Below are 18,507 nucleotides of genomic sequence, written 5' to 3'. Positions count from 1 at the left end.
CGCTATGACCCCCGGCTCGAACATCCCGCTGTCCACCGCCCGCGTGGCGGTGGACGTCGCCGCCCCGGTGCGGCTCGACGTCTCGGGCCTGCTGCTCACCGCCGACGGCAAGGTGCGTTCCGACGACGACTTCATCTTCTACAACCAGCCCTCGGGCCCGGGCGTGACCTACCGCTCGGGCGGCGGCACGGCACCGGACGCGATCGTGGTGGACACGGCCGCCGTGCCGCCGGGCATCGAGAAGATCGTCGTCACCGCGAGCCCGGACGCGGCCGGCCAGACCTTCCAGGGCATCGAGCCCACGGCCACGATCAGGGGCGTCGACGACAGCTCCGTGCTCGCCACGTTCACGCCGCCGCAGCTCGGCACCGAGACGGCCCTCGTGATCGTCGAGATCTACCGGCGCAACGGCGCGTGGAAGGTGCGCGCGGTGGGCCAGGGCTATGCGAACGGCCTGGCGGGCATCGCCACGGACTTCGGCGTGAGCGTCGAGGAGCCCGCGGCCCCGGCCCCCGCGCCGGTGCAGCCCGCACAGCCCGTGCAGACCATGCCCGCGCCGACGACTCCCCCGATCGACCCGCGTGTGGCGCCGCCCGCGCCGGCCCCCGCGGTACCGGCCGCCGCGCCCGCGGCCCCCGCTCCGGGCGCCGGGAAGATCAATCTGGACAAGGGGCGCGTCAGCCTCCAGAAGAACCAGACAGTGTCCCTGGTCAAGGGCGGGCAGCCGCTGCTCTCGCAGGTCAAGATGGGTCTCGGCTGGGAGCCCGCGTTCCGCGGCAAGGACATCGACCTGGACGCGTCTGTCATCGCCTTCGGCCCCCAGCGCAACCACGTGGACAGCTGCTACTTCGGCAAGCTCTCGATCGTGAACGGCGCGATCAAGCACTCCGGCGACAACCTCACGGGCGAGGGCGGCGGGGACGACGAGGTGATCGTCGTCGACCTGGGCCGGCTCCCGCAGGACGTGACGGGCCTGGTGTTCACGGTGAACTCGTTCTCGGGCCAGAAGTTCACCGAGGTCGCCAAGGCGTACTGCCGCCTCATCGACGCGGCGACGGGCGAGGAGCTGGTCCGCTTCGACCTGACGAACGCGGAGGCGCAGACGGGCGTGATGATGGCGAAGCTGATCCGCCAGTTCTCCGGCGAGTGGGACATGACGGCCATGGGCGACTTCGTGAAGTCGCGGACGGTACGCGGCATGGTCAAGCCGGCGGCCCAGGCGCTCTGAGAAACGGCCTGCGGCACAGGCTCCCCGAGGACTGCAGTCCCTCGCTCATGCGAGCGAGGGGTTGCCGCCGGGATCCGGGGCGTCACGAGGGGTGACGGGCGGACACGGCAGAGGCGGTCGGCGGCACGGAAACCCATGCTGCCGACCGCCTCATGGCGTCAGCCTCCGAAGCCGTGGACACGACCCCCGAATCCAGGGCGCCGGTTCCGAAGCGTCGGATACGTCAGAGCTTGGACAGCTTGGAGAACGGGCTCAGGAAACGGCCCTGCTGCCCGGCGAAGTCGATGAGCACGGCTTCCTCTCCCTCGACTCCGATGATCCTGCCGAGGCCGTACTGATCATGGGAAACGCGGTCGCCCACGGCGAACTGCTCGACCGGCGGAGCGGGCTTTGCCGGAACGTTGAAGGGGCTGCCCGGAAGTTGGCGGCGCGTACTGGGGGGCCTTGTCATTCAACGAGTATGCGCCCCGCGCACCCGCGGACACCACGTCTACGTCCTCACACTTCGGTGACGATGTCCGTGAAACACCCCTCGCGACCTGCGCTCACCTGCGCATGAGCCCTCCGGAACGAGCTTTTGCAGCGACGCAGATCACTGGAACAAAGCGCTGTAGGCGTTCAGGGCCGGCTGGCCGCCGAGGTGGGCGTACAGGACGGTCGCGTCGGCGCCGATCTCGCCCCGGGCCACCAGGTCGATCATCCCGGCCATCGACTTTCCCTCGTACACGGGATCGGTCACCATGCCTTCGGTGCGGGCGGCCAGCCGCATCGCGTCGAGGGTGGCCTCGTCGGGGACCCCGTACGTCCCCGCGTGATAGCGCTCGTCGAGCTCGACGTCGTCCTCCGTCAGCTCCCTCCGTACGCCGATGAGCCGGGCCGTGCCCCGGGCGATCCGCAGGATCTGCTCGCGGGTGCGGTCCGGCTCGGCGGAGGCGTCGATACCGAGGATGCGGCGGGGTCGGCCGCCGGACTCGACGAGCGCCGCGCATCCCGCGATCATCCCCGCCTGGGTCGACCCGGTGACCGAGCAGACCACGACGGTGTCGAAGAAGACGCCCAACGCCTGTTCCTGTTCGGCGAGTTCGAAAGCCCACTGGGCGAACCCCAGGCCGCCGAGGCGGTGTTCGGAGCACCCGGCGGGGATCGCGTACGGGCGGCCGCCCGCCTCCTCCACCTCGCGGACCGCCTGCTCCCAGCTCTCCTTGACGCCGATGCCGAACCCGGCCCGCACCAGGCGCACCTCCGCGCCCGCGAGCCGGGAGATGAGAATGTTGCCGACCTTGTCGTAGACGGAGTCGGGCCACTCGACCCAACTCTCCTGCACGAGAACGCACTTGAGACCCGCGCGGGCCGCGACGGCGGCGACCTGGCGGGTGTGGTTGGACTGCACCCCGCCGATCGACACGAGCGTGTCGCAGCCCTGCGCGAGCGCGTCCGCGACCAGGTACTCCAGCTTGCGGGTCTTGTTCCCGCCGTACGCGATCCCTGAGTTGCAGTCCTCGCGCTTGGCCCAGAGGGCGGCCCCGCCGAGGTGCGCGGTGAGCCGGTCCAGCGGGTGCACGGGCGAGGGGCCGAAGAGCAGGGGGTAGCGCTCGTACGCGTCGATCGTCACGGGACCTCCCGGGGTCGGTTCGGGGTCGCGGGTGCGGGGACCCGCGTTGTCTACCGGCCGGCTTCTGTGCCGGCCGGCTACGCCTCCTCGTCGGCCAGTTCCTCCAGTACGCGCCAGATCTCCGTCGTGATCCGCACCGCGCCCGTCACGTCCCCCGCGGCACAGGCGTCGATGAGGCGGGCGTGCGGCTCGGCGGAGCCGCACGCGGCGCCCTGGCCGAAGCGGCGCCGTTCCAGACGACGGATGAGCGGCGTGTAACGGGCGACGGTGTCCGATGCGGCGCGGTTGCCCGAGACGCGGACCGGGACGCCGTGCAGCTCGTCGTCCGCGCGTAGGGCCGCGTCCACGTCACCGGCCGCGACGGCCGCGACGAACCGCCGGTTGGCCTCGCGCATCGCGTCGGTGTCGGCGCGGGTGAGGCGGGGCACGGCGGTGCGGACGGCGAGCTCGTGCATGGCGCGTACGACGGCGGCCGCGTCCCGGACGTCGGCCGCCACCAGGGGGGTGACCCTGGTGTGGCTCTGCGGCTTGGTCTCCAGGAGCCCCTCGTCCACGAGCCGTGAGAACGCCGCGCGGACGGGCGCTCGGGACAGGCCGAGGAGTTCGGCGAGATCCACGTCACGCACGACCGCGCCGGGCGCGAGGTCCCCGCCGACGATGGCGTCACGGATCGCGGTGCACGCCTGGTCTCTGAGGAGGGTGCGCTGCACCCGTCGGATGGCCGCCATGAACTGAAATGTTAGATACCAATGGCCTTCGCGGGAACCCCCCGGTGGCTGCCCGGCGTCGCAGTGATCGTCGGCGGCTCTCGGCGGCCCGGGTCTTCCGGGCGTCCCTGCCCGCCGGCGGCGAGCCGCGGTACCGCTGTTCGAAGCCGTACAGGAGGATGGCGTTCCATGGTGCGTCTCGCGGATTACCGCCTCGTCAGTCAGCTCGGCGACAGCGGCACAGGGGCCGCCCACCTGGCGCGCTCCCCCGCGGGCCAGGTCGTGGTGGTCAAGACGGTGCGGGAACCTCTCGCCGCCGAGCCGCTGTTCAGGGCGCGGTACCGGTGGGAGACGGAGGCGGCACGGGCCGTGCGGGGGCCCTTCACGGCGGCCGTGCTCGACGCCGATCCCGAGGCGGCGGTGCCCTGGCTCGCGGCCGAGTTCTGCGTGGGCCCCTCACTGTCCGAGGCGGTGGCGGCGCTCGGCCTCCCGGACCCGGGTGCTCTCGCCGCGATCGGCGCCTCGCTCGCCGGGGCGCTCACGGCGATCCACGCGACCGGGCTCGTGCACGGCGATCTCAAGCCGGCGAACGTCGTGGTGACGCCGGCCGGGCCCAAGGTCATCGACTTCGGTGTCGCGAAGGCGGCGGTGCCGGGCGGCGGGACGCCCGGCACCGGCGAACCGGCCGCCGAACCGGTCGGCTCCCCCGGCTTCATGGCGCCCGAGCAGATCACCCACGCCGTCCCGGCCGGCGCGTCCGCGGACGTGTTCGCGCTCGGCGCGCTGCTCGGCCTCTGCGCGACGGGCCGCAATCCGCACGGCGCGGGCAACGCCCCGCACGTCATCCACCGCACAGTGCACGAGCCGCCGGACCTCGTCGGCGTCCCGGACCAGGAGTGGGAGGCGTTCCTCGCCCGCTGCCTGGCCAAGTCCCCGTACGCCCGTCCGACGGTCCCCGAGGTCCTGGCGTGGTGCGTCGCGCGGGCGACCCCGTATCCCTGGTGGGAGCAGGAGGAGGTCGCGGCCCTCATCCACGTGCACGAGGAGTCGCTCGCGGAGCGGCTGTCGGCCCAGGAGCAGGACTGACCGGGGAACGACCGCGGCCGGCGCGCACCACAGGTGCGTGCGCGCCGGCCGGAGGGTGAGCCGCGCTCAGTTCGAGCGCTGGCGCTTCCAGGGTCCCGAGATGGCGAGCATGATGCCCGGGGTCTGGATGTTCGCGTAGAGGGTCCGGCCGTCGGGCGAGAACGTGACGCCGGTGAACTCGCTGTACTCCGGCTCCTGTTCGGTGCCGATGTTCAGCTCGTTGCGCGCGATCGGGTACGTGCGTCCGCTGTCGGTCGCGCCGAACAGGTGCTGGATGCCGTTGCCGTCCTCGGCGATGACGAGGCCGCCGTACGGGGAGACCGTGATGTTGTCCGGGCCGTCGAAGGCGCCGGCCCCCGACGCGTCAGCCGGGTCGGCGTTCACGCCGAGCAGGACCTTGAGCGTCAGGGTGCGGCGCTTGGGGTCGTAGAACCAGACCTGTCCGTCGTGCTGGACGGGGCTCTCCGCACGGGCGAACGAGGAGACGATGTACGTGCCGCCGTCGGCCCACCACATGCCTTCGAGCTTGCGGGCGCGGGTGACCTCGCCATCGGCGAACTGCTTGCGCACGGAGACCGTCTTGGCGTCGCGGTCGGACACGTCGATCCAGTCGACGCCGTAGACCGTGCCGATCTGCGTGGCGCGCGACAGGTCGTCGACGAAGCGGCCGCCGGAGTCGAAGCACTTGGTGGCCTGGAGGACGCCCGCGTCGTCGGCGAGCGTGCGCAGCTTGCCGCGGCCGTGCTGGAAGCCCTTCGGCGGGGTCCAGCGGTAGAGCAGGCCGTTGGGGCCGGACGCGTCCTCGGTGAGGTAGGCGTGGCCGCGCTTGGGGTCGATGACGACGGCCTCGTGCGCGTACCGGCCGAAGGCCTTGACCGGCTTGGGCTCGCGGTTCGCGCGGCGGTCCGCGGGGTCGACCTCGAAGACGTAGCCGTGGTCCTTGGTCATGCCGTTGGCGCCGGCCTTGTCCTCGGTCTCCTCGCAGGTCAGCCAGGTGTCCCAAGGGGTGCGCCCGCCCGCGCAGTTGGTGGCGGTGCCGGCGATGCCGACCCACTCGGCGACCTGTCCGTCGCGGCGGACCTCGACGACGGTGCAGCCACCGGCGGCGGCCGGGTCGTAGACGAGTCCCTCGGCGAGCGGCACCGGGTACTTCGCCTTGGTGCGGGCGCCGCCGATCTCGTGGTTGTTGACGAGCAGCGTGGCGCCGCGGGGACCGTCGAAGGTGGCGGTGCCGTCGTGGTTGGACGGGGTGGACTCCCCCGACTCCAGGGTCGTCTTCCCGGTGTACGTGATGACGCGGTACGAGAATCCGGCGGGCAGCGCGAGCAGGCCCTTCGGGTCGTCGACGAGCGGGCCGTAGCCGACACCGGGGTGGTGCGCGTCGTGGCCCTCGTGGCCCTCGGCCTGCGCGTCCTCGTAGTCCCCTTCGGCGGCCAGCGCACCGGGAGCGGTGGCGAGCGCGCCGACGGTGCCGGCCAGGGCGATGCCCGCGCCGGTGGCGGCGGAGCGTCTCGTGAAGTCCCTGCGGGTGAGCGACATGGTGTCTCCTGTGACCGGGTGGCTGTGGCGGTGGAGCGGGCGCTGATGCTGTTTCGGCCACACGGTCCCTGCCATGCCTGAACGGCGGCTGAACGCCGCACGACGCCGGCAGAGCGAACACGTTCACGGTCGTCGGCGGGCGGGACCGAGGGAGGGGTGGGACGGGGCGTACGCGAAAGGGGCGGGGCGCCCCCGCGCCCCGCCCCCTCCCTGTCCCGCCGTCGCTGTCCGCTACCCGCCCTGCGCGGAACGCGCCTTGAACGCCGCCTTACGGGCCTCCTTGGCCACCTTCTTGTCGGGGTGCAGACGTCCCATCGCCTCCAGGACGTCCGCCGTCGCCGGGTGGTCCACCTTCCACGCCGCCGCGAAGAACCCGCGGTGCTGCGCCGCGAGCCCCTCGACCAGGCCCTGGAGTTCGTCGGAGTTGCCCTCCAGGGCGAGCTGCGCGGCGATCGTGTCGACGGTGAGCCAGAAGATCAGGGACTCCGGCGGCGCGGGCACGTCGCCCGCCCCGTGCTCGGCGAGCCACACGCGCGCGAGGCCGCCCAGCTCCGCGTCGTCGAGCACCTCCCTGAGCGCCGGCTCCGCCTCGCCGCCCACGAGGGACAACGCCTGCTGGCAGCGCAGCCGCCGCAGCGGCGCCCCGGCGTCCGCGCCGCGCGCCGCGGCCAGCAACTCCCGTGCCGCGACGAGCGGTTGGCGTCGCGCGAGCCACTGCTCGATCTCGGCCTGCGCCGCGGCCTGCGGGAACGACGACGTGCCGTCGAACAGCGTGTCCGCGCCCTTGTCCGCGAGGTCGCCGACGACCGGCGCGTCGAGACCGGCGTCGATCATGCGCGCGCGGACGCCGTAGAGCCCGAGCGGGGTGAGCCGCACCATGCCGTACCGCGTGACGTCCGAGTCGTCGAAGGCGTCGGGCTCGGTGCCCCCCTCGCCCTCCTCGATCTCCGCCATCAGCGCCTCGTCGACCGGCTGGAACTCGACGAGCCCCACCGGGACGAGCAGCCGGAACTGGTCGTCCAGCTTCAGCATCGCGTCCGACACCTGCTCCAGGACGTCGTCCGTGGGCTCGTCCATGTCGTCGGGCACGATCATCGACGCGGCGAGGGCGGGCAGCGGGACCGGCTCGTCGCCCGCGCCGCCCTCGGTGACCGTCAGGAGGTAGAGGTTGCCGAGGACGCCCTCGAGGAACTCGGCCTCCGCCTCGGGGTCCCAGTCGAGCTGCGAGAAGTCGACCTCGCCGGTCTCCTCCAGGACGTCGACGAGGTCGTCGAGGTCCGGCACGCTCGCGTCGGCGAGCGCGGTGTCCAGGGCGCCGAGCCACAGGGCGAGGACGTCCTGCGGGCTGCCGGAGGCGACGACGGCGAGCTCCTCGCCCGCGGTGACGGTGCCCTCCTCCTCGTCCACGATCTCCACGAGCCCGGTGTCGACCGCGACCCGCCAGGCCTCGCTCGCGTCCGCGGCCCCGTCGGCGTCTGCGGCGAGCCCGAGTGCGAGCGCCGCGGCGGGCAGCTGTTCCTCGACGAGTTCGCCGCCCGCGCCGACCCGGGTCGTGGGTCCCGCCCAGCGGGCGAGCCGCACCGCGCGGGAGAGCAGCGGGGCGGCCAGGGCGGCGCGCGCGAGCTCCGCTTCGGAGTGCAGCCTCGCCGGCGGCAGGGGGGAGCTGTCTGACATCGCCTTGTTCTCCTCCGGACGTGTTGTGCGACCGCTCAGCCTAGACGGATTTGGCAGCATGCCGCCCGGTTCATGTACCCGTCAGGAACCGTACACCGCTGAAACCTTGACAACTCCCCTTGCTCCACAAGAGATTTACGCGCGTAGAAGAGCACGGAGCGACCCGCTCGCTCCGCCCTCGTCCCGGCGCATCACGCACGTCCCCGGAGGGACCCCTTGCCGAGCAAGAACTCGTCGCGCCTCGCCGCGCTGACCGTCGCCGCCGTCTGCTCCACCGTCTCCGCCGTCGTCCTCACCTCGCCCGCGCACGCGGCCGCGATACGCATCCATGACATCCAGGGCGCGACCCGGACGTCCCCGCTGGCCGGGAAACAGGTCACGGACGTGGCCGGTGTGGTCACGGGCGTCAGAACCTACGGCTCGTCAAAGGGCTTCTGGATCCAGGACACGGCGCCCGACGACGACCCCGCCACGAGCGAGGGCGTCTTCGTCTTCACCAGCTCGGCCCCGAAGGCCGCCGCCGGCGACGCGGTGACGGTCTCGGGCACGGTCTCGGAGTACGTCCCCGGCGGCGCCTCGTCGGGCAACCAGTCCGTCACGGAGATCACCAAGCCGACGGTCACGGTCGTCTCGTCGGGCAACGCGCTCCCGGCCGCCACGGTCATCGACGCGAAGTCCGTCCCCGCCGTGTACGCCCCGGCCGGCGACCCGGCGGCGAACGGCTCGGTCAACGCGCTGCCGCTGCGCCCCTCGGAGTACGCCCTGGACCTCTACGAGTCCCTGGAGGGCATGAACGTACGCGTCGGCTCCTCCCGTGTCGTGACCGCCTCCGACGCGTACGCCGAGCTGTGGGTGACGGTCAAGCCGCACGAGAACCCCACGCGCCGCGGCGGCACCGTCTACGGCTCGTACGAGTCCCAGAACACGGGCCGCCTCCAGATCCAGTCGCTCGGCACGGTCGCCGACTTCCCCGCGGCGAACGTCGGGGACACCCTGGCTGGACGGACCGAAGGCCCCCTGGACTACACCCAGTTCGGCGGCTACACGCTGGTCGCACGGGAGCTCGGCACCCTGGACAAGGGGGGCCTGGAGCGGGAGACGACGCGGCGGCAGAAGCGCGGCGAGCTGGCCGTGGCCACGTACAACGTCGAGAACCTGGACCCGGCCGACGGCACGTTCGCCGCGCACGCGGCCGCGATCGTCGACCACCTCCAGTCGCCCGACGTCGTGTCGCTGGAGGAGATCCAGGACAACAACGGCGCGAAGGACGACGGCACGGTCGCCGCGGACGTCACGGTGAACAAGCTGATCGACGCGATCGTCGCCGCCGGCGGCCCGAAGTACGACTGGCGCTCCGTCGACCCGGTCAACGACCAGGACGGCGGCGAGCCCGGCGGCAACATCCGCCAGGTGTTCCTCTTCAACCCCGAGCGCGTCTCGTTCACCGACCGCGCCGGCGGCGACTCCACGACCCCCGTGGGCGTCACCCGGACGCACGGCCGGGCGGCGCTGACCGCGTCCCCGGGCCGGATCGCCCCCGCCGACGAGGCGTGGAAGAACAGCCGCAAGCCGCTCGCGGGCGAGTTCGTCTTCCGCGGGAAGACCGTCTTCGTCATCGCCAACCACTTCGCGTCCAAGGGCGGCGACCAGGGCCTGACGGCGCAGTACCAACCGCCGGCGCGCAGCTCGGAGACCCAGCGCCACGCGCAGGCGGACGCGGTGAACGGCTTCGTGAAGGACATCCTCAAGGCGCAGAAGAACGCCGACGTCGTGACGCTCGGCGACATCAACGACTTCGAGTTCTCCGGCACGGCGCAGCGCCTGGAGGACGGCGGCGCCCTGTGGTCGGCGATCAAGTCCCTGCCGAGGAGCGAGCGTTACACGTACGACTACCAGGGCAACAGCCAGGTCCTCGACCAGATCCTGATCAGCCCGTCGATCCGGCACGACGACTTCGCGTACGACAGCGTGCACATCAACAGCGAGTTCAACGACCAGATCAGCGACCACGACCCGCAGGTGCTGCGATTCCGTCCGTAGCACCTGCGGGCCTGTCCGCAGCACCTGCGGGTTGTCCGGCGGGGCGGGGTCGTCAGGCGAAGACCCCGTCCAGCCAGCCGCGCCAGGCCGTCTCGTCCTGCGCGGCGTCGGCGTCCGGAGCGAAGTCGTGGACGACGATGCCGACGGGCGCGCCCCAGCGGCCGCGGCCGAAGAAGCGGTACATGGCGTCGTCGGTGCGCAGGCCGATGAAGTACGGGTTGCGGTAGTCGAGTACGGCTTCCAGGGTCTCGCCGCCGGGGCCCCGGACGCGCAGCTTGGCGCCCTCGGCGGCGTCGTCGGGCAGGCCGAGGGCGCGGCCGACGGCGGCGAGGGCCTCGGGGTTCGCGGACGCGGCGGGCCCGTCGAACATGGCGAAGGCGACGGGGCGGCCCGCGAAGTGCGTCAGGTACTGGCGCAGCGTGTGCAGGTAGAAGTCGGTGTGCTTGTCGGCGCCGTCGTAGTAGTCGTCCCAGTTGTCGACGAAGATCCCGCTGTGGACGTAGCGGACCCAGGCGCGGCTGCCTCCGTCGCGGGCCTCGATGACATGGTCCAGCTGGTTGAGGGTCTGGAACGGGGGCAGCGCTTCCGGGTTGTCCGAGCGGGCGGTGAGCCGGCGCTCCGGGTCCCAGGCGGTGATCGTGGCGCCATGGGGGCCGCGGCCGCCCTCCTTCGGCTCGTACTCCATCGGCCACAGCCAGCCGCCGGTGCCCGAGGTGAGCGCCTCCCAGACCTGTTCGGGGGTGGCGTCGACCTCGAACTCGCGGGCGATCTCGAATTCCCTGGGTTCGTTCGTCATGGCGGTAACTCCTTGGTGCGGTCAGTCTTCGAGGGGCGGTCGGGGCTGCGGATCCTTCACCGAGGGATGCACGGCGATCACCACGCGGTGGTCGCGGCCGCCCTCGGCGGATCCGTCGTGGTATTTGCGGACGAGCGCGCCGACCCCTTGGGTCAGTTCCTCGATGAAGGCGGCCCGGTCCGCGGCGGACGCGAACCTGACCTCGCCGTCGAGCGCGTAGGTGGCCAGGCGCTTCTTCGCCTTGGCGGCCCCGGTCAGCAGCGCCCCCACGTCCTGTACGAGACGTGCCGCGACGGCGAGCAGCCAGCGCGCGGAGAGCTGGTCGCGGGCCCTGTCCGGGTCGGGCCGCACGGCGCCGAGCGCGACCGGTGAGATCACGTACGAGGCGGCCGTGGCCCGCATCAGGCGCTCGGTGACATTGCCCTTGCGCCGCTCCCCCGCCAGCTCGACCAGGCCGTGCTTCTCCAGCGCCTTGAGGTGGTAGTTCACCTTCTGGCGCGGCAGGCCGACCTTGGGGGCGAGCATGGCGGCGGATGCGGGTCCGGCGGCCAGCTCCGCGAGCAGCCGGGCCCTGATCGGGTCGAGGGAGACCGCGGCTGCCGCCGGGTCCTCGATCACGGTGACGTCCAACATGACCCCACCGTCCCACCGAAAACTTTTTTTGTCCAGGCGACTCGATTGTTCGGCGAGTCGGGGAAACCAACCGAGGCAGGGGCCACTCGCCCGGACATGGACGGACCTCGACCCGATGGCACCACGTGGCGCCGCATGACACCTCGTGGTGCCACGTGGTGCCACATGGTGCCTCATGGTGCCATCAGAGGCGCCAGAGCGTGTGGGGCTCCACGTGGCACCTCTTTGACGCAACTCGGTGTCACCACGTTTTCGCAGGTCAGAGCCACTTGATCAACCCTGAAGCACATGAACGTCCCTTAGGCGCTTGCGCATGGCGCCAAAGTGGTGCCACTATGACGTCATGGACCTCACGCCGTATGTCGACAACCTCCGCCGCGAACTCGCGGTGGCCGCCGAAGCCGGCGGCGAAGAAGCCCGCGAGCTGGCCGAGCGGCTCACCGCTCCCCTGGAGTCGGCGACCCGCCTGACGATGCTCAACGTGCTCTCCGCCGCGATGGACGAGATCACCCGTGAACTCGCCCCCGGCTCGGTCGACGTACGGCTGCGCGGGCTCGACCCGGACTTCGTCGTCACGCGGCCGGCGGCCGACGAGGCGTACGAGGACAGGAGCGGGCCCGCCGAGCCGCTCAAGGCGCCGGCCCCGGCGCCCGCCGACGGAGACGAGGGCGGCACAGCCCGCGTCAATCTGCGCCTGCCCGCCCACCTCAAGACGCGCGCCGAGGAGGCCGCGAGCCGCGAGGGCCTGTCGGTCAACGCGTGGCTGGTACGAGCCGTGTCGGCCGCGGTCGACGGCGGCACCCCGTCACGTACACCGGGAAGCACCCAAGCCACCCGCACCACCCGCACCGTCGGACAGAGCTTCACGGGCTGGGTGCGCTGACCGCGCCTCCCGCCCGCCCGAATTCACCCGGAACTTCACCCTGAGACCCAAGAGGACGGGACAGCCATGCCTTCTTTCGACACGCCCCAGCCGATCTCGGTCATCGCCAACGTGGCCGCCGGTTCCATCCAGTTCTCCGCGAGCGACCGCCTCGACACGGTCGTCGAGATGCGGCCCCGCGACCCGAAGAAGGACAAGGACGTGCGGGTCGCCGAGCAGACCGAGGTCACCTACGCGAACGGCGTGCTGACCATCAGGACACCCAAGGGTCGCTATCTCGTCGGGCCCACCGGAAGTGTCGACGTGACGGTCGAGCTGCCCACCGGCTCCCGCATCGACACGACCGGTTCCTGGACCCAGGTGCTCGGCGAGGGCCGGCTAGGCGAGGTCCGCGTGAAGACGTCGTCGGGTGACGTCCGTCTGGACTCGACGGGCCCGCTCCAGCTGACCGCGTCGCACGGCTCGATCACCGTGGACCAGGTCGAGGGCCTGGCCGAGATCACCACCAGCTCCGGCAGCCTGCGCGTCGGTGTCGTGGACGGCCCGGCCGTCCTGAAGAACTCGCACGGCTCCACGAGCGTCGGCACCGCGATCGGCGATCTGCGGGTGAGCGGCGCCAACGGCGACATCGACATCCGCCGCGCCGAGAGCTCGGTCACCGCGACCACCGCCCACGGCACCCTGCGCGTGGGCGACGTGGCCCGTGGCACCGTCCAGCTCGAGACCTCCTACGGCGCCATCGACATCGGCATCCGTGAGGGCACGGCCGCCTGGCTCGACGCCGGCTCGGGCAACGGACAGGTGCGCAACACGCTCACCGCCTCCGACAGCCCGGAGGAGAGCGAGGAAACGGTCGAGGTCCGCGCCCGGACCAAGTTCGGCAACATCGACATCCGCCGCGCCCGGGCCTGACCCGCCCCAAGCCCCTTACGCCACCCGCCACTTCACCGCTCACCACGCCTTCGAACGGGAGGGCCCCATGCCTTCATCTGTCATGACCACGTCCAGGTCGGGCGACGGCCGGCAGCCGTCCGCCGCCGTCTCCACCGTCGGTCTGCGCAAGTCGTACGGCGACAAGACCGTCCTCGACGGGATCGACCTGCACATCCCGACCGGCACCGTGTTCGCCCTGCTCGGCCCGAACGGCGCCGGCAAGACCACGGCCGTGCAGATCCTGTCCACGCTCATCTCCGCCGACGGCGGTCAGGCCCAGGTCGCGGGCCACGACCTCGCCACGTCACCGGACGGCGTACGTGCCGCGATCGGGGTGACCGGCCAGTTCTCCGCCGTCGACGGCCTGATCACCGGCGAGGAGAACATGCTCCTCATGGCCGACCTGCACCACCTGCCCAAGCGCGAGGGGCGGCGCGTCGCCGCCGAGTTGCTGGAACGCTTCGATCTCACCGACGCCGCGAAGAAGCCCGCCTCCACCTACTCGGGCGGTATGAAGCGCCGCCTCGACATCGCCATGACGCTGGTCGGCAACCCCCGGATCATCTTCCTCGACGAGCCGACCACCGGTCTCGACCCCCGCGCCCGCCACAACATGTGGGGCATCATCCGCGAGCTGGTCTCCGACGGCGTCACCGTCTTCCTCACCACCCAGTACCTGGACGAGGCCGACGAGCTCGCCGACCGCATCGCCGTGCTCAACGACGGCAGGATCGCCGCCGAGGGCAGCGCCGAGGAACTCAAGCGGCTCATCCCCGGCGGACACATCCGGCTCCGGTTCACCGACCCGGACGTCTACCGGTCGGCCGCCCTCTCCCTGCGCGAGGCCCACCGGGACGACGAGGCCCTCGCGCTGCAGATCCCCAGCGACGGCAGCCAGCGCGAGCTGCGCTCCATCCTCGACTGGCTGGACTCGGTCGGCATCGAGGCGGACGAGTTGACCGTGCACACCCCCGACCTCGACGACGTGTTCTTCGCCCTGACCGGCGGCGCCGGCGTACCCACCCAGCCGAACCAGCCCAAGGAGGAAGCCCGATGAGCTCCCTGTCCCTCGCCGTGCGCGACTCGTCCACGATGCTGCGCCGCAACCTCCTGCACGCCCGGCGCTACCCCTCGATGACGCTGAATCTGCTGCTGACGCCCGTCGTGCTGCTGTTGCTCTTCGTCTACATCTTCGGCGACGTGATGAGCGCCGGCATCAGCGGTGGCGGCGCCGACCGCTCCGCGTACATCGCGTATCTCGTCCCGGGCATCCTGATGCTGACCATCGGCGGCACCACGATCGGCAGCGCGGTGTCCGTCTCCATGGACATGACCGAGGGCATCATCGCCCGCTTCCGCACCATGGCGATCCACCGCGGATCGGTGCTCATCGGGCACGTCGTCGGCAGTGTTCTGCAGTGCGTGATGAGCGTGGTGCTCGTCGGGGCCGTCGCCGTGGCGATCGGGTTCCGGTCCACGGATGCCACCGCCCTGGAGTGGATCCTGGCGGTCGGGCTGCTGGCGCTCGTCTCCCTGGCGCTCACCTGGATCGCGGTCGGCATGGGCCTGTCCAGCCCGAACGCCGAGGCGGCCAGCAACAACGCGATGCCGCTGATGGTTCTGCCGCTCCTGTCCAGCGCGTTCGTGCCGGTCCACGCGATGCCGGGCTGGTTCCAGCCGATCGCCGAGTACCAGCCGTTCACCCCGGCCATCGAGACCCTGCGCGGACTGCTGCTCGGCACCGAGATCGGCAACAACGGGTGGCTGGCCGTGGTCTGGTGCGTGGCACTGGCCGTGCTCGGCTACACCTGGTCGCGCTCGCTCTTCAACAACACCGGTAAGCACTGATCAACAGCACCACCGCTCATTGACACCGCACATGAGGGCGGGGCGTTCACTCACCGGCTGGGAGTGAGCGCCCCGCCCTACTGCTGTCCGCCGAGCCGCGCGGCACTGCGTTCCGCCTCGGCGAGGATCGCGTACCGGTCGGCCACGATCGCCTCCGCGTCGGCCACCGCCCGTTCGGCGGCGATGCGGCGCCCGGCCTGTGAGCTCGGGTCCGGCGCGGGGTGCTGGCGGCGCCGCCAGATGTCACACGCGGCGTAGATGCCACTCGCGCAGATCAGCAGCGGAGCGGCGAGGGCCAGGACGATGTCACGCACCACGGGATCCTTATACGTTTTATATGTCTACGCATACGTGCGACTTCTTCCTGATAACTCGGAATCCGGGCGCCCTTTCTGAAGGTCGCCCCTCGGCCAATATCCCGTCGAAACTCGGCCACGCACCCCGACCGATTAGCGAGGCTCGCCACTACCTCGTAGAAGAATTAAGTGGAGCTGCACGGTCGGGGCGCCGAGACTGCACATATGAGCCTCGCGAACTCCCCGCACCCGCCCTTCGGCCGCGCCCTGTGCGCCATGGTCACGCCGTTCGCCGACGACGGAGCCCTTGACCTGGACGGCGCGCAGCGCCTGGCGGCCCACCTGGTCGCCGAGGGCTGCGAGGGCCTCGTCCTGTCCGGCACCACCGGCGAGTCCCCCACGACGTCGGACGACGAGAAGGCCGCGCTCGTGCGCGCCGTGAAGGACGCGGTCGGGGAGCGGGTCCCCGTCGTCGCGGGCGTCGGCACCGCGGACACCCGGCACACCGTGGAGCTCGCGGCCGGGGCCGAAAAGGCGGGCGCGGACGGCCTGTTGGTCGTCAGCCCGTACTACAGCCGCCCGCCACAGGACGCCCTGGAGGCGCACTTCCGCGAGATCGCGGACGCGTCGGGACTGCCGGTGATGCTGTACGACATCCCGGGCCGCACCGGCACGCGCATCGAGCCGGCCACCCTGATCCGGCTCGCGTCCCACCCCCGGATCCTGGCCGTCAAGGACTGCGCGTACGACATGCTCGCCACGCAGAAGGTGCTCGGCGCGACCGGTCTCGCGTACTACGCGGGCTGCGAGGAGTTCGCGCTCCCGCTGTACGCGGTGGGCGGGGCGGGCTTCGTGTCGACGGTCGCGAACGTGGCGCCGCGTGCGCTGCGGGCCGTCCTGGACTCCTACGACGCGGGCGACACCCGGGAGGCGGCCCGGCGCCAGCAACTCGCCGCGCCACTCGTCGAGTTGATGATGGCGTCCGGGCTGCCGGGCACGGTCACCGCGAAGGCACTGCTCGGCGCGCTCGGCCTGCCCGGCGGCCCGGTCCGCGCACCACTGCGGCCCGCCGGCCACGAGGTGACCGACGGGCTGCTGACCGCGTACGAGAAGTTCGTCAGCGTGTCGTGAACTGCGGTGTCCAGCGGCCCGGGTAGTCGTCGGACGCCTTGCGGAAGTCGCTGAGCTGGACGACCTTGTCGCTGCCGATGGTGAGCAGGAGCAGCTGGTTGTGGAACTCGCCCTTGCCGCGGCACTTCTTGGGGTCGCAGCCCCAGGCGATGAGCCGCTTGTTGTCGGCCCAGGCGAGCAGCTGCTGCCCCGGCACCTTGGTGATCATCTTGCCGCTGAGCGGATCCGCGATCGCCGAGGCGATCTCGTCGCCCTGGCCGGCGAAGTCGCCCCCGACGAGCTTGCCGTCCGGCGAGAGGCCCGCCTCCGCCCACGTCACATGTTTCTCCACGGCGGGTGTGGCCACCTTGCGGCCGTTCAGGTCGTAGTAGATCCGGCCGGGGGCCGTCGGGATCTGCTCGTAGACGAGCTTGCCGTCGTGGCTGAACGCGAGGTCGGCGCGCGCGTTCGGCGACCAGCCCATCTCGTCCTTCCAGAAAGGCAGTTCGTGCCAGTCGGCCTTGCCGGAGTCGACGTCGACGACGGCGAACCCGGTCCGGCTGGCGACCGGCCCCGGCTGGTTCTTGCCGTTCACGTTCATCTTGTGCGACCAGTAGAGGTGGTCGGGGCTCTTGGAGTACGTCGTGGCGAGGAGCTTCCTGCCGTCCGGCGAGAACTTCACCCCGCCCACGCCCTTGTCGAGCTCGATCCACCGCTCCACCTTGCCGGTGATCAGGTCGAGCAGGCCGACGCGGTCCACGGGCAGCCGCTTCTCCAGGACGGCGGCCGTCCGCATGCCGGGCGCCACGTCGACCCACGACCACCGCGTGGTCCTGTCGTACTTGCCGGTCTTCTGGTTGAGCAGCCCGAAGGTGCGCCGCATCTCGGCGTCCCGGCCCGGCAGTTCGACCTTCTTGTACGTGGAGAACGCGGCCAGCGCCGTGTCCCCCGCCGCGATCAGGTCCCGCGGCGGCGACTGGTCGGGGTGCGCGATGATGTCGCTCTGGTTCATCCGGCTCGCGGGGCGCACGTCCTGGCCGCCCGAGTGCAGGACGGGCACGGCGACCGCCGTGGCCACGACCGCCGCCGTGGCTACCGCGGCTCCCGCGATGGTGCGGACCCGGCGCCGGTGCCGCACGGCGAGCACCCGGTCGGCGAAGCCGGACGGCACGGACGCGCTGTCGGCGGCCTGTTCGCGCAGTGCGTCGCGCAGCAGTTCATCGACGTTCACGGACGCACCTCCATGGGCGAGAAGTCACGGGACGGCAGCTCTTCGGCGTCGGCCCGACCGAGCGCGGCGAGTTCGGGCGCGAGGCTGCGCAGCTTGGCGAGCGAGCGATGCGTGGTCGAGCGCACGGTGCCCACCGAGCAGCCCAGGAGGCGGGCGACATCCGCCTCGGGCAGGTCCTCGAAGTAACGCAGGACGAGTACGGTGCGCTGCCGGGCGGTGAGCCTGGCGAGCGCGGTGCGCATCACGATGCGCAGGTCGGCGGCGTGGGAAGAGTCGACCCCTGTACGACTCTCCGGCGGCTCGGCGACGGTCAGTTCCCGTCCGCGCCACTTCAGGCGCCATCTGCTGATCTGCTGGCGGTAGAGGATCTTCCGTACGTAGGCCTCCGGTTCGTCGATCCGGTGCCAGCGTCCGGCCGCCTTGATCAGCGCGTTCTGGAGCAGGTCCTCGGCGGCGTGCCGGTCGCCCCCGCTGAGGAGCACCGCGGTCTTCAGGAGGGCGGACGACCTGCTCGCCACGAACTCGCGGAAGCTGTCCCAGCGATCCGCGCCTGTCTCACCCGCCGTCTGTCCGACATGCCCCGTTGGCGCTTCCCTGCCGGCATCCATCGTCACCTTCTCTTCCCCGTCGGGCGGCCCTGGTGCCCCCCGTGCTGTTCCTTGTGACGCGCGCGGCGGCCCCTCGCTATGCCTGCGTGCGCGAGAAATGCGCGGGAGTTGTGCGAGGCATGACGCGAGTGGCCCGCACCGGGAGCCGGTGCGGGCCACTTCGGTTGCGGGGTGCGTCAGTTGTGGCTGTTCTGACGTTGTAGCAGGTCAGAAACTCAGCCTTCCCCCTGGGCCGTCTCGGGGCCGTCGCGCGTCGCATCCTGGCCGCGGAACACGCGATCTA

The 18,507-nt window shown here is 71.5% G+C and carries 18 protein-coding genes; 8 read left to right on the top strand and 10 right to left on the bottom strand.

Features of this window, described 5'->3' with window-relative positions:
• Window positions 1–4 precede the first annotated feature (4 nt).
• Window positions 5–1,228, top strand: coding sequence for a TerD family protein (locus OG456_RS27955; protein ID WP_266569459.1), 1,224 nt, complete (start codon window positions 5–7; stop codon window positions 1,226–1,228).
• Between the two features lie 223 nt (window positions 1,229–1,451).
• Here the strand turns inward: OG456_RS27955 and OG456_RS27950 are convergent, their stop codons facing one another.
• The 3 genes from OG456_RS27950 to OG456_RS27940 all read right to left on the bottom strand — a co-directional run bounded on the left by OG456_RS27950 (window position 1,452) and on the right by OG456_RS27940 (window position 3,568).
• Window positions 1,452–1,679 (bottom strand): CarD family transcriptional regulator, encoded by a 228-nt coding sequence (locus tag OG456_RS27950; protein WP_266565655.1) that lies wholly within the window; start codon window positions 1,677–1,679, stop codon window positions 1,452–1,454.
• Window positions 1,680–1,820: 141 nt separating this feature from the next.
• Entirely contained in the window at window positions 1,821–2,840 is a 1,020-nt protein-coding gene (locus OG456_RS27945) for a 1-aminocyclopropane-1-carboxylate deaminase (protein WP_266565653.1), read from the bottom strand.
• A gap of 77 nt (window positions 2,841–2,917) precedes the next feature.
• Complete coding sequence (locus OG456_RS27940; RefSeq protein ID WP_266565651.1) at window positions 2,918–3,568, bottom strand: GntR family transcriptional regulator; 651 nt, start codon at window positions 3,566–3,568, stop codon at window positions 2,918–2,920.
• 168 nt (window positions 3,569–3,736) lie between these two features.
• Here OG456_RS27940 and OG456_RS27935 point away from each other — a divergent pair, with 168 nt between their 5' ends.
• Window positions 3,737–4,633 (top strand): serine/threonine-protein kinase, encoded by an 897-nt coding sequence (locus OG456_RS27935; protein WP_266565649.1) that lies wholly within the window; start codon window positions 3,737–3,739, stop codon window positions 4,631–4,633.
• Window positions 4,634–4,699: 66 nt separating this feature from the next.
• On the opposite strand, the gene OG456_RS27930 is transcribed toward OG456_RS27935, so the two are convergent.
• Both OG456_RS27930 and OG456_RS27925 read right to left on the bottom strand, forming a co-directional pair.
• Window positions 4,700–6,172 carry an alkaline phosphatase PhoX gene (locus OG456_RS27930; RefSeq protein WP_266565647.1) on the bottom strand — a complete coding sequence of 491 codons (1,473 nt, stop codon included), beginning with the start codon at window positions 6,170–6,172 and terminating at the stop codon, window positions 4,700–4,702.
• Between the two features lie 231 nt (window positions 6,173–6,403).
• Window positions 6,404–7,846, bottom strand: coding sequence for a hypothetical protein (locus OG456_RS27925; protein WP_266565645.1), 1,443 nt, complete (start codon window positions 7,844–7,846; stop codon window positions 6,404–6,406).
• A 216-nt stretch (window positions 7,847–8,062) separates the two neighbouring features.
• Between OG456_RS27925 and OG456_RS27920 the strand changes: the two genes are divergently transcribed.
• Window positions 8,063–9,886: an endonuclease/exonuclease/phosphatase family protein gene (locus OG456_RS27920; protein WP_266565643.1), complete on the top strand. Its 1,824-nt coding sequence runs from the start codon at window positions 8,063–8,065 to the stop codon at window positions 9,884–9,886.
• A 52-nt stretch (window positions 9,887–9,938) separates the two neighbouring features.
• On the opposite strand, the gene OG456_RS27915 is transcribed toward OG456_RS27920, so the two are convergent.
• Window positions 9,939–10,682 (bottom strand): SRPBCC domain-containing protein, encoded by a 744-nt coding sequence (locus tag OG456_RS27915; protein WP_266565641.1) that lies wholly within the window; start codon window positions 10,680–10,682, stop codon window positions 9,939–9,941.
• A gap of 21 nt (window positions 10,683–10,703) precedes the next feature.
• Window positions 10,704–11,315: a winged helix-turn-helix domain-containing protein gene (locus tag OG456_RS27910; RefSeq protein WP_266565639.1), complete on the bottom strand. Its 612-nt coding sequence runs from the start codon at window positions 11,313–11,315 to the stop codon at window positions 10,704–10,706.
• A 343-nt stretch (window positions 11,316–11,658) separates the two neighbouring features.
• Between OG456_RS27910 and OG456_RS27905 the strand changes: the two genes are divergently transcribed.
• The 4 genes from OG456_RS27905 to OG456_RS27890 all read left to right on the top strand — a co-directional run bounded on the left by OG456_RS27905 (window position 11,659) and on the right by OG456_RS27890 (window position 14,979).
• Window positions 11,659–12,198: a hypothetical protein gene (locus OG456_RS27905; RefSeq protein ID WP_266565637.1), complete on the top strand. Its 540-nt coding sequence runs from the start codon at window positions 11,659–11,661 to the stop codon at window positions 12,196–12,198.
• 66 nt (window positions 12,199–12,264) lie between these two features.
• On the top strand, window positions 12,265–13,110 hold the full coding sequence (locus OG456_RS27900) for a DUF4097 family beta strand repeat-containing protein (RefSeq protein WP_266565635.1): 846 nt from the start codon (window positions 12,265–12,267) through the stop codon (window positions 13,108–13,110).
• 67 nt (window positions 13,111–13,177) lie between these two features.
• The gene (locus OG456_RS27895) at window positions 13,178–14,188 is read left to right on the top strand and encodes an ATP-binding cassette domain-containing protein (RefSeq protein ID WP_266565633.1); all 1,011 of its coding nucleotides are present in this window, start codon (window positions 13,178–13,180) and stop codon (window positions 14,186–14,188) included.
• Window positions 14,185–14,979, top strand: a complete 795-nt coding sequence (locus OG456_RS27890; RefSeq protein ID WP_266565631.1) for an ABC transporter permease — start codon at window positions 14,185–14,187, stop codon at window positions 14,977–14,979. The genes OG456_RS27895 and OG456_RS27890 overlap by 4 nt, the downstream gene beginning before the upstream one ends.
• Window positions 14,980–15,056: 77 nt before the next feature.
• Here OG456_RS27890 and OG456_RS27885 read toward each other — a convergent pair whose 3' ends face one another.
• On the bottom strand, window positions 15,057–15,293 hold the full coding sequence (locus tag OG456_RS27885; protein WP_266565629.1) for a hypothetical protein: 237 nt from the start codon (window positions 15,291–15,293) through the stop codon (window positions 15,057–15,059).
• A gap of 207 nt (window positions 15,294–15,500) precedes the next feature.
• On the opposite strand from OG456_RS27885, the gene dapA reads away from it, so the two are divergent.
• Entirely contained in the window at window positions 15,501–16,406 is a 906-nt protein-coding gene (gene dapA / locus OG456_RS27880) for a 4-hydroxy-tetrahydrodipicolinate synthase (protein WP_266565627.1), read from the top strand.
• Here the strand turns inward: dapA and OG456_RS27875 are convergent.
• Together OG456_RS27875 and OG456_RS27870 are read right to left on the bottom strand one after the other, a co-directional pair.
• Window positions 16,393–17,616 (bottom strand): WD40 repeat domain-containing protein, encoded by a 1,224-nt coding sequence (locus tag OG456_RS27875; RefSeq protein ID WP_266565625.1) that lies wholly within the window; start codon window positions 17,614–17,616, stop codon window positions 16,393–16,395. The two genes, dapA and OG456_RS27875, sit on opposite strands and share 14 nt — an antisense overlap.
• A complete protein-coding gene (locus tag OG456_RS27870) occupies window positions 17,613–18,224 on the bottom strand; it encodes a SigE family RNA polymerase sigma factor (RefSeq protein ID WP_266569458.1) in 612 nt (203 codons plus the stop codon). The genes OG456_RS27875 and OG456_RS27870 overlap by 4 nt, the downstream gene beginning before the upstream one ends.
• Between the last annotated feature and the right edge of the window lie 283 nt (window positions 18,225–18,507).

Source organism: Streptomyces sp. NBC_01446 (assembly GCF_026340095.1).
In the GTDB taxonomy this organism is placed as follows: Bacteria; Actinomycetota; Actinomycetes; order Streptomycetales; family Streptomycetaceae; genus Streptomyces; species Streptomyces aureus.
This window is presented reverse-complemented; position numbering and strand designations above follow the sequence as displayed.

Excerpts from the sequence above, each read along its gene's own strand:
- OG456_RS27955 (WP_266569459.1), top strand. The coding sequence starts at position 5 with ATGACCCCCGGCTCGAACATCCCGCTGTCCACCGCCCGCGTGGCGGTG.
- OG456_RS27950 (WP_266565655.1), bottom strand. The coding sequence starts at position 1,679 with ATGACAAGGCCCCCCAGTACGCGCCGCCAACTTCCGGGCAGCCCCTTC.
- OG456_RS27940 (WP_266565651.1), bottom strand. The coding sequence starts at position 3,568 with ATGGCGGCCATCCGACGGGTGCAGCGCACCCTCCTCAGAGACCAGGCG.
- OG456_RS27935 (WP_266565649.1), top strand. The coding sequence starts at position 3,737 with ATGGTGCGTCTCGCGGATTACCGCCTCGTCAGTCAGCTCGGCGACAGC.
- OG456_RS27930 (WP_266565647.1), bottom strand. The coding sequence starts at position 6,172 with ATGTCGCTCACCCGCAGGGACTTCACGAGACGCTCCGCCGCCACCGGC.
- OG456_RS27925 (WP_266565645.1), bottom strand. The coding sequence starts at position 7,846 with ATGTCAGACAGCTCCCCCCTGCCGCCGGCGAGGCTGCACTCCGAAGCG.
- OG456_RS27915 (WP_266565641.1), bottom strand. The coding sequence starts at position 10,682 with ATGACGAACGAACCCAGGGAATTCGAGATCGCCCGCGAGTTCGAGGTC.
- OG456_RS27910 (WP_266565639.1), bottom strand. The coding sequence starts at position 11,315 with ATGTTGGACGTCACCGTGATCGAGGACCCGGCGGCAGCCGCGGTCTCC.
- OG456_RS27905 (WP_266565637.1), top strand. The coding sequence starts at position 11,659 with ATGGACCTCACGCCGTATGTCGACAACCTCCGCCGCGAACTCGCGGTG.
- OG456_RS27900 (WP_266565635.1), top strand. The coding sequence starts at position 12,265 with ATGCCTTCTTTCGACACGCCCCAGCCGATCTCGGTCATCGCCAACGTG.
- OG456_RS27895 (WP_266565633.1), top strand. The coding sequence starts at position 13,178 with ATGCCTTCATCTGTCATGACCACGTCCAGGTCGGGCGACGGCCGGCAG.
- OG456_RS27890 (WP_266565631.1), top strand. The coding sequence starts at position 14,185 with ATGAGCTCCCTGTCCCTCGCCGTGCGCGACTCGTCCACGATGCTGCGC.
- dapA (WP_266565627.1), top strand. The coding sequence starts at position 15,501 with ATGAGCCTCGCGAACTCCCCGCACCCGCCCTTCGGCCGCGCCCTGTGC.
- OG456_RS27870 (WP_266569458.1), bottom strand. The coding sequence starts at position 18,224 with ATGGATGCCGGCAGGGAAGCGCCAACGGGGCATGTCGGACAGACGGCG.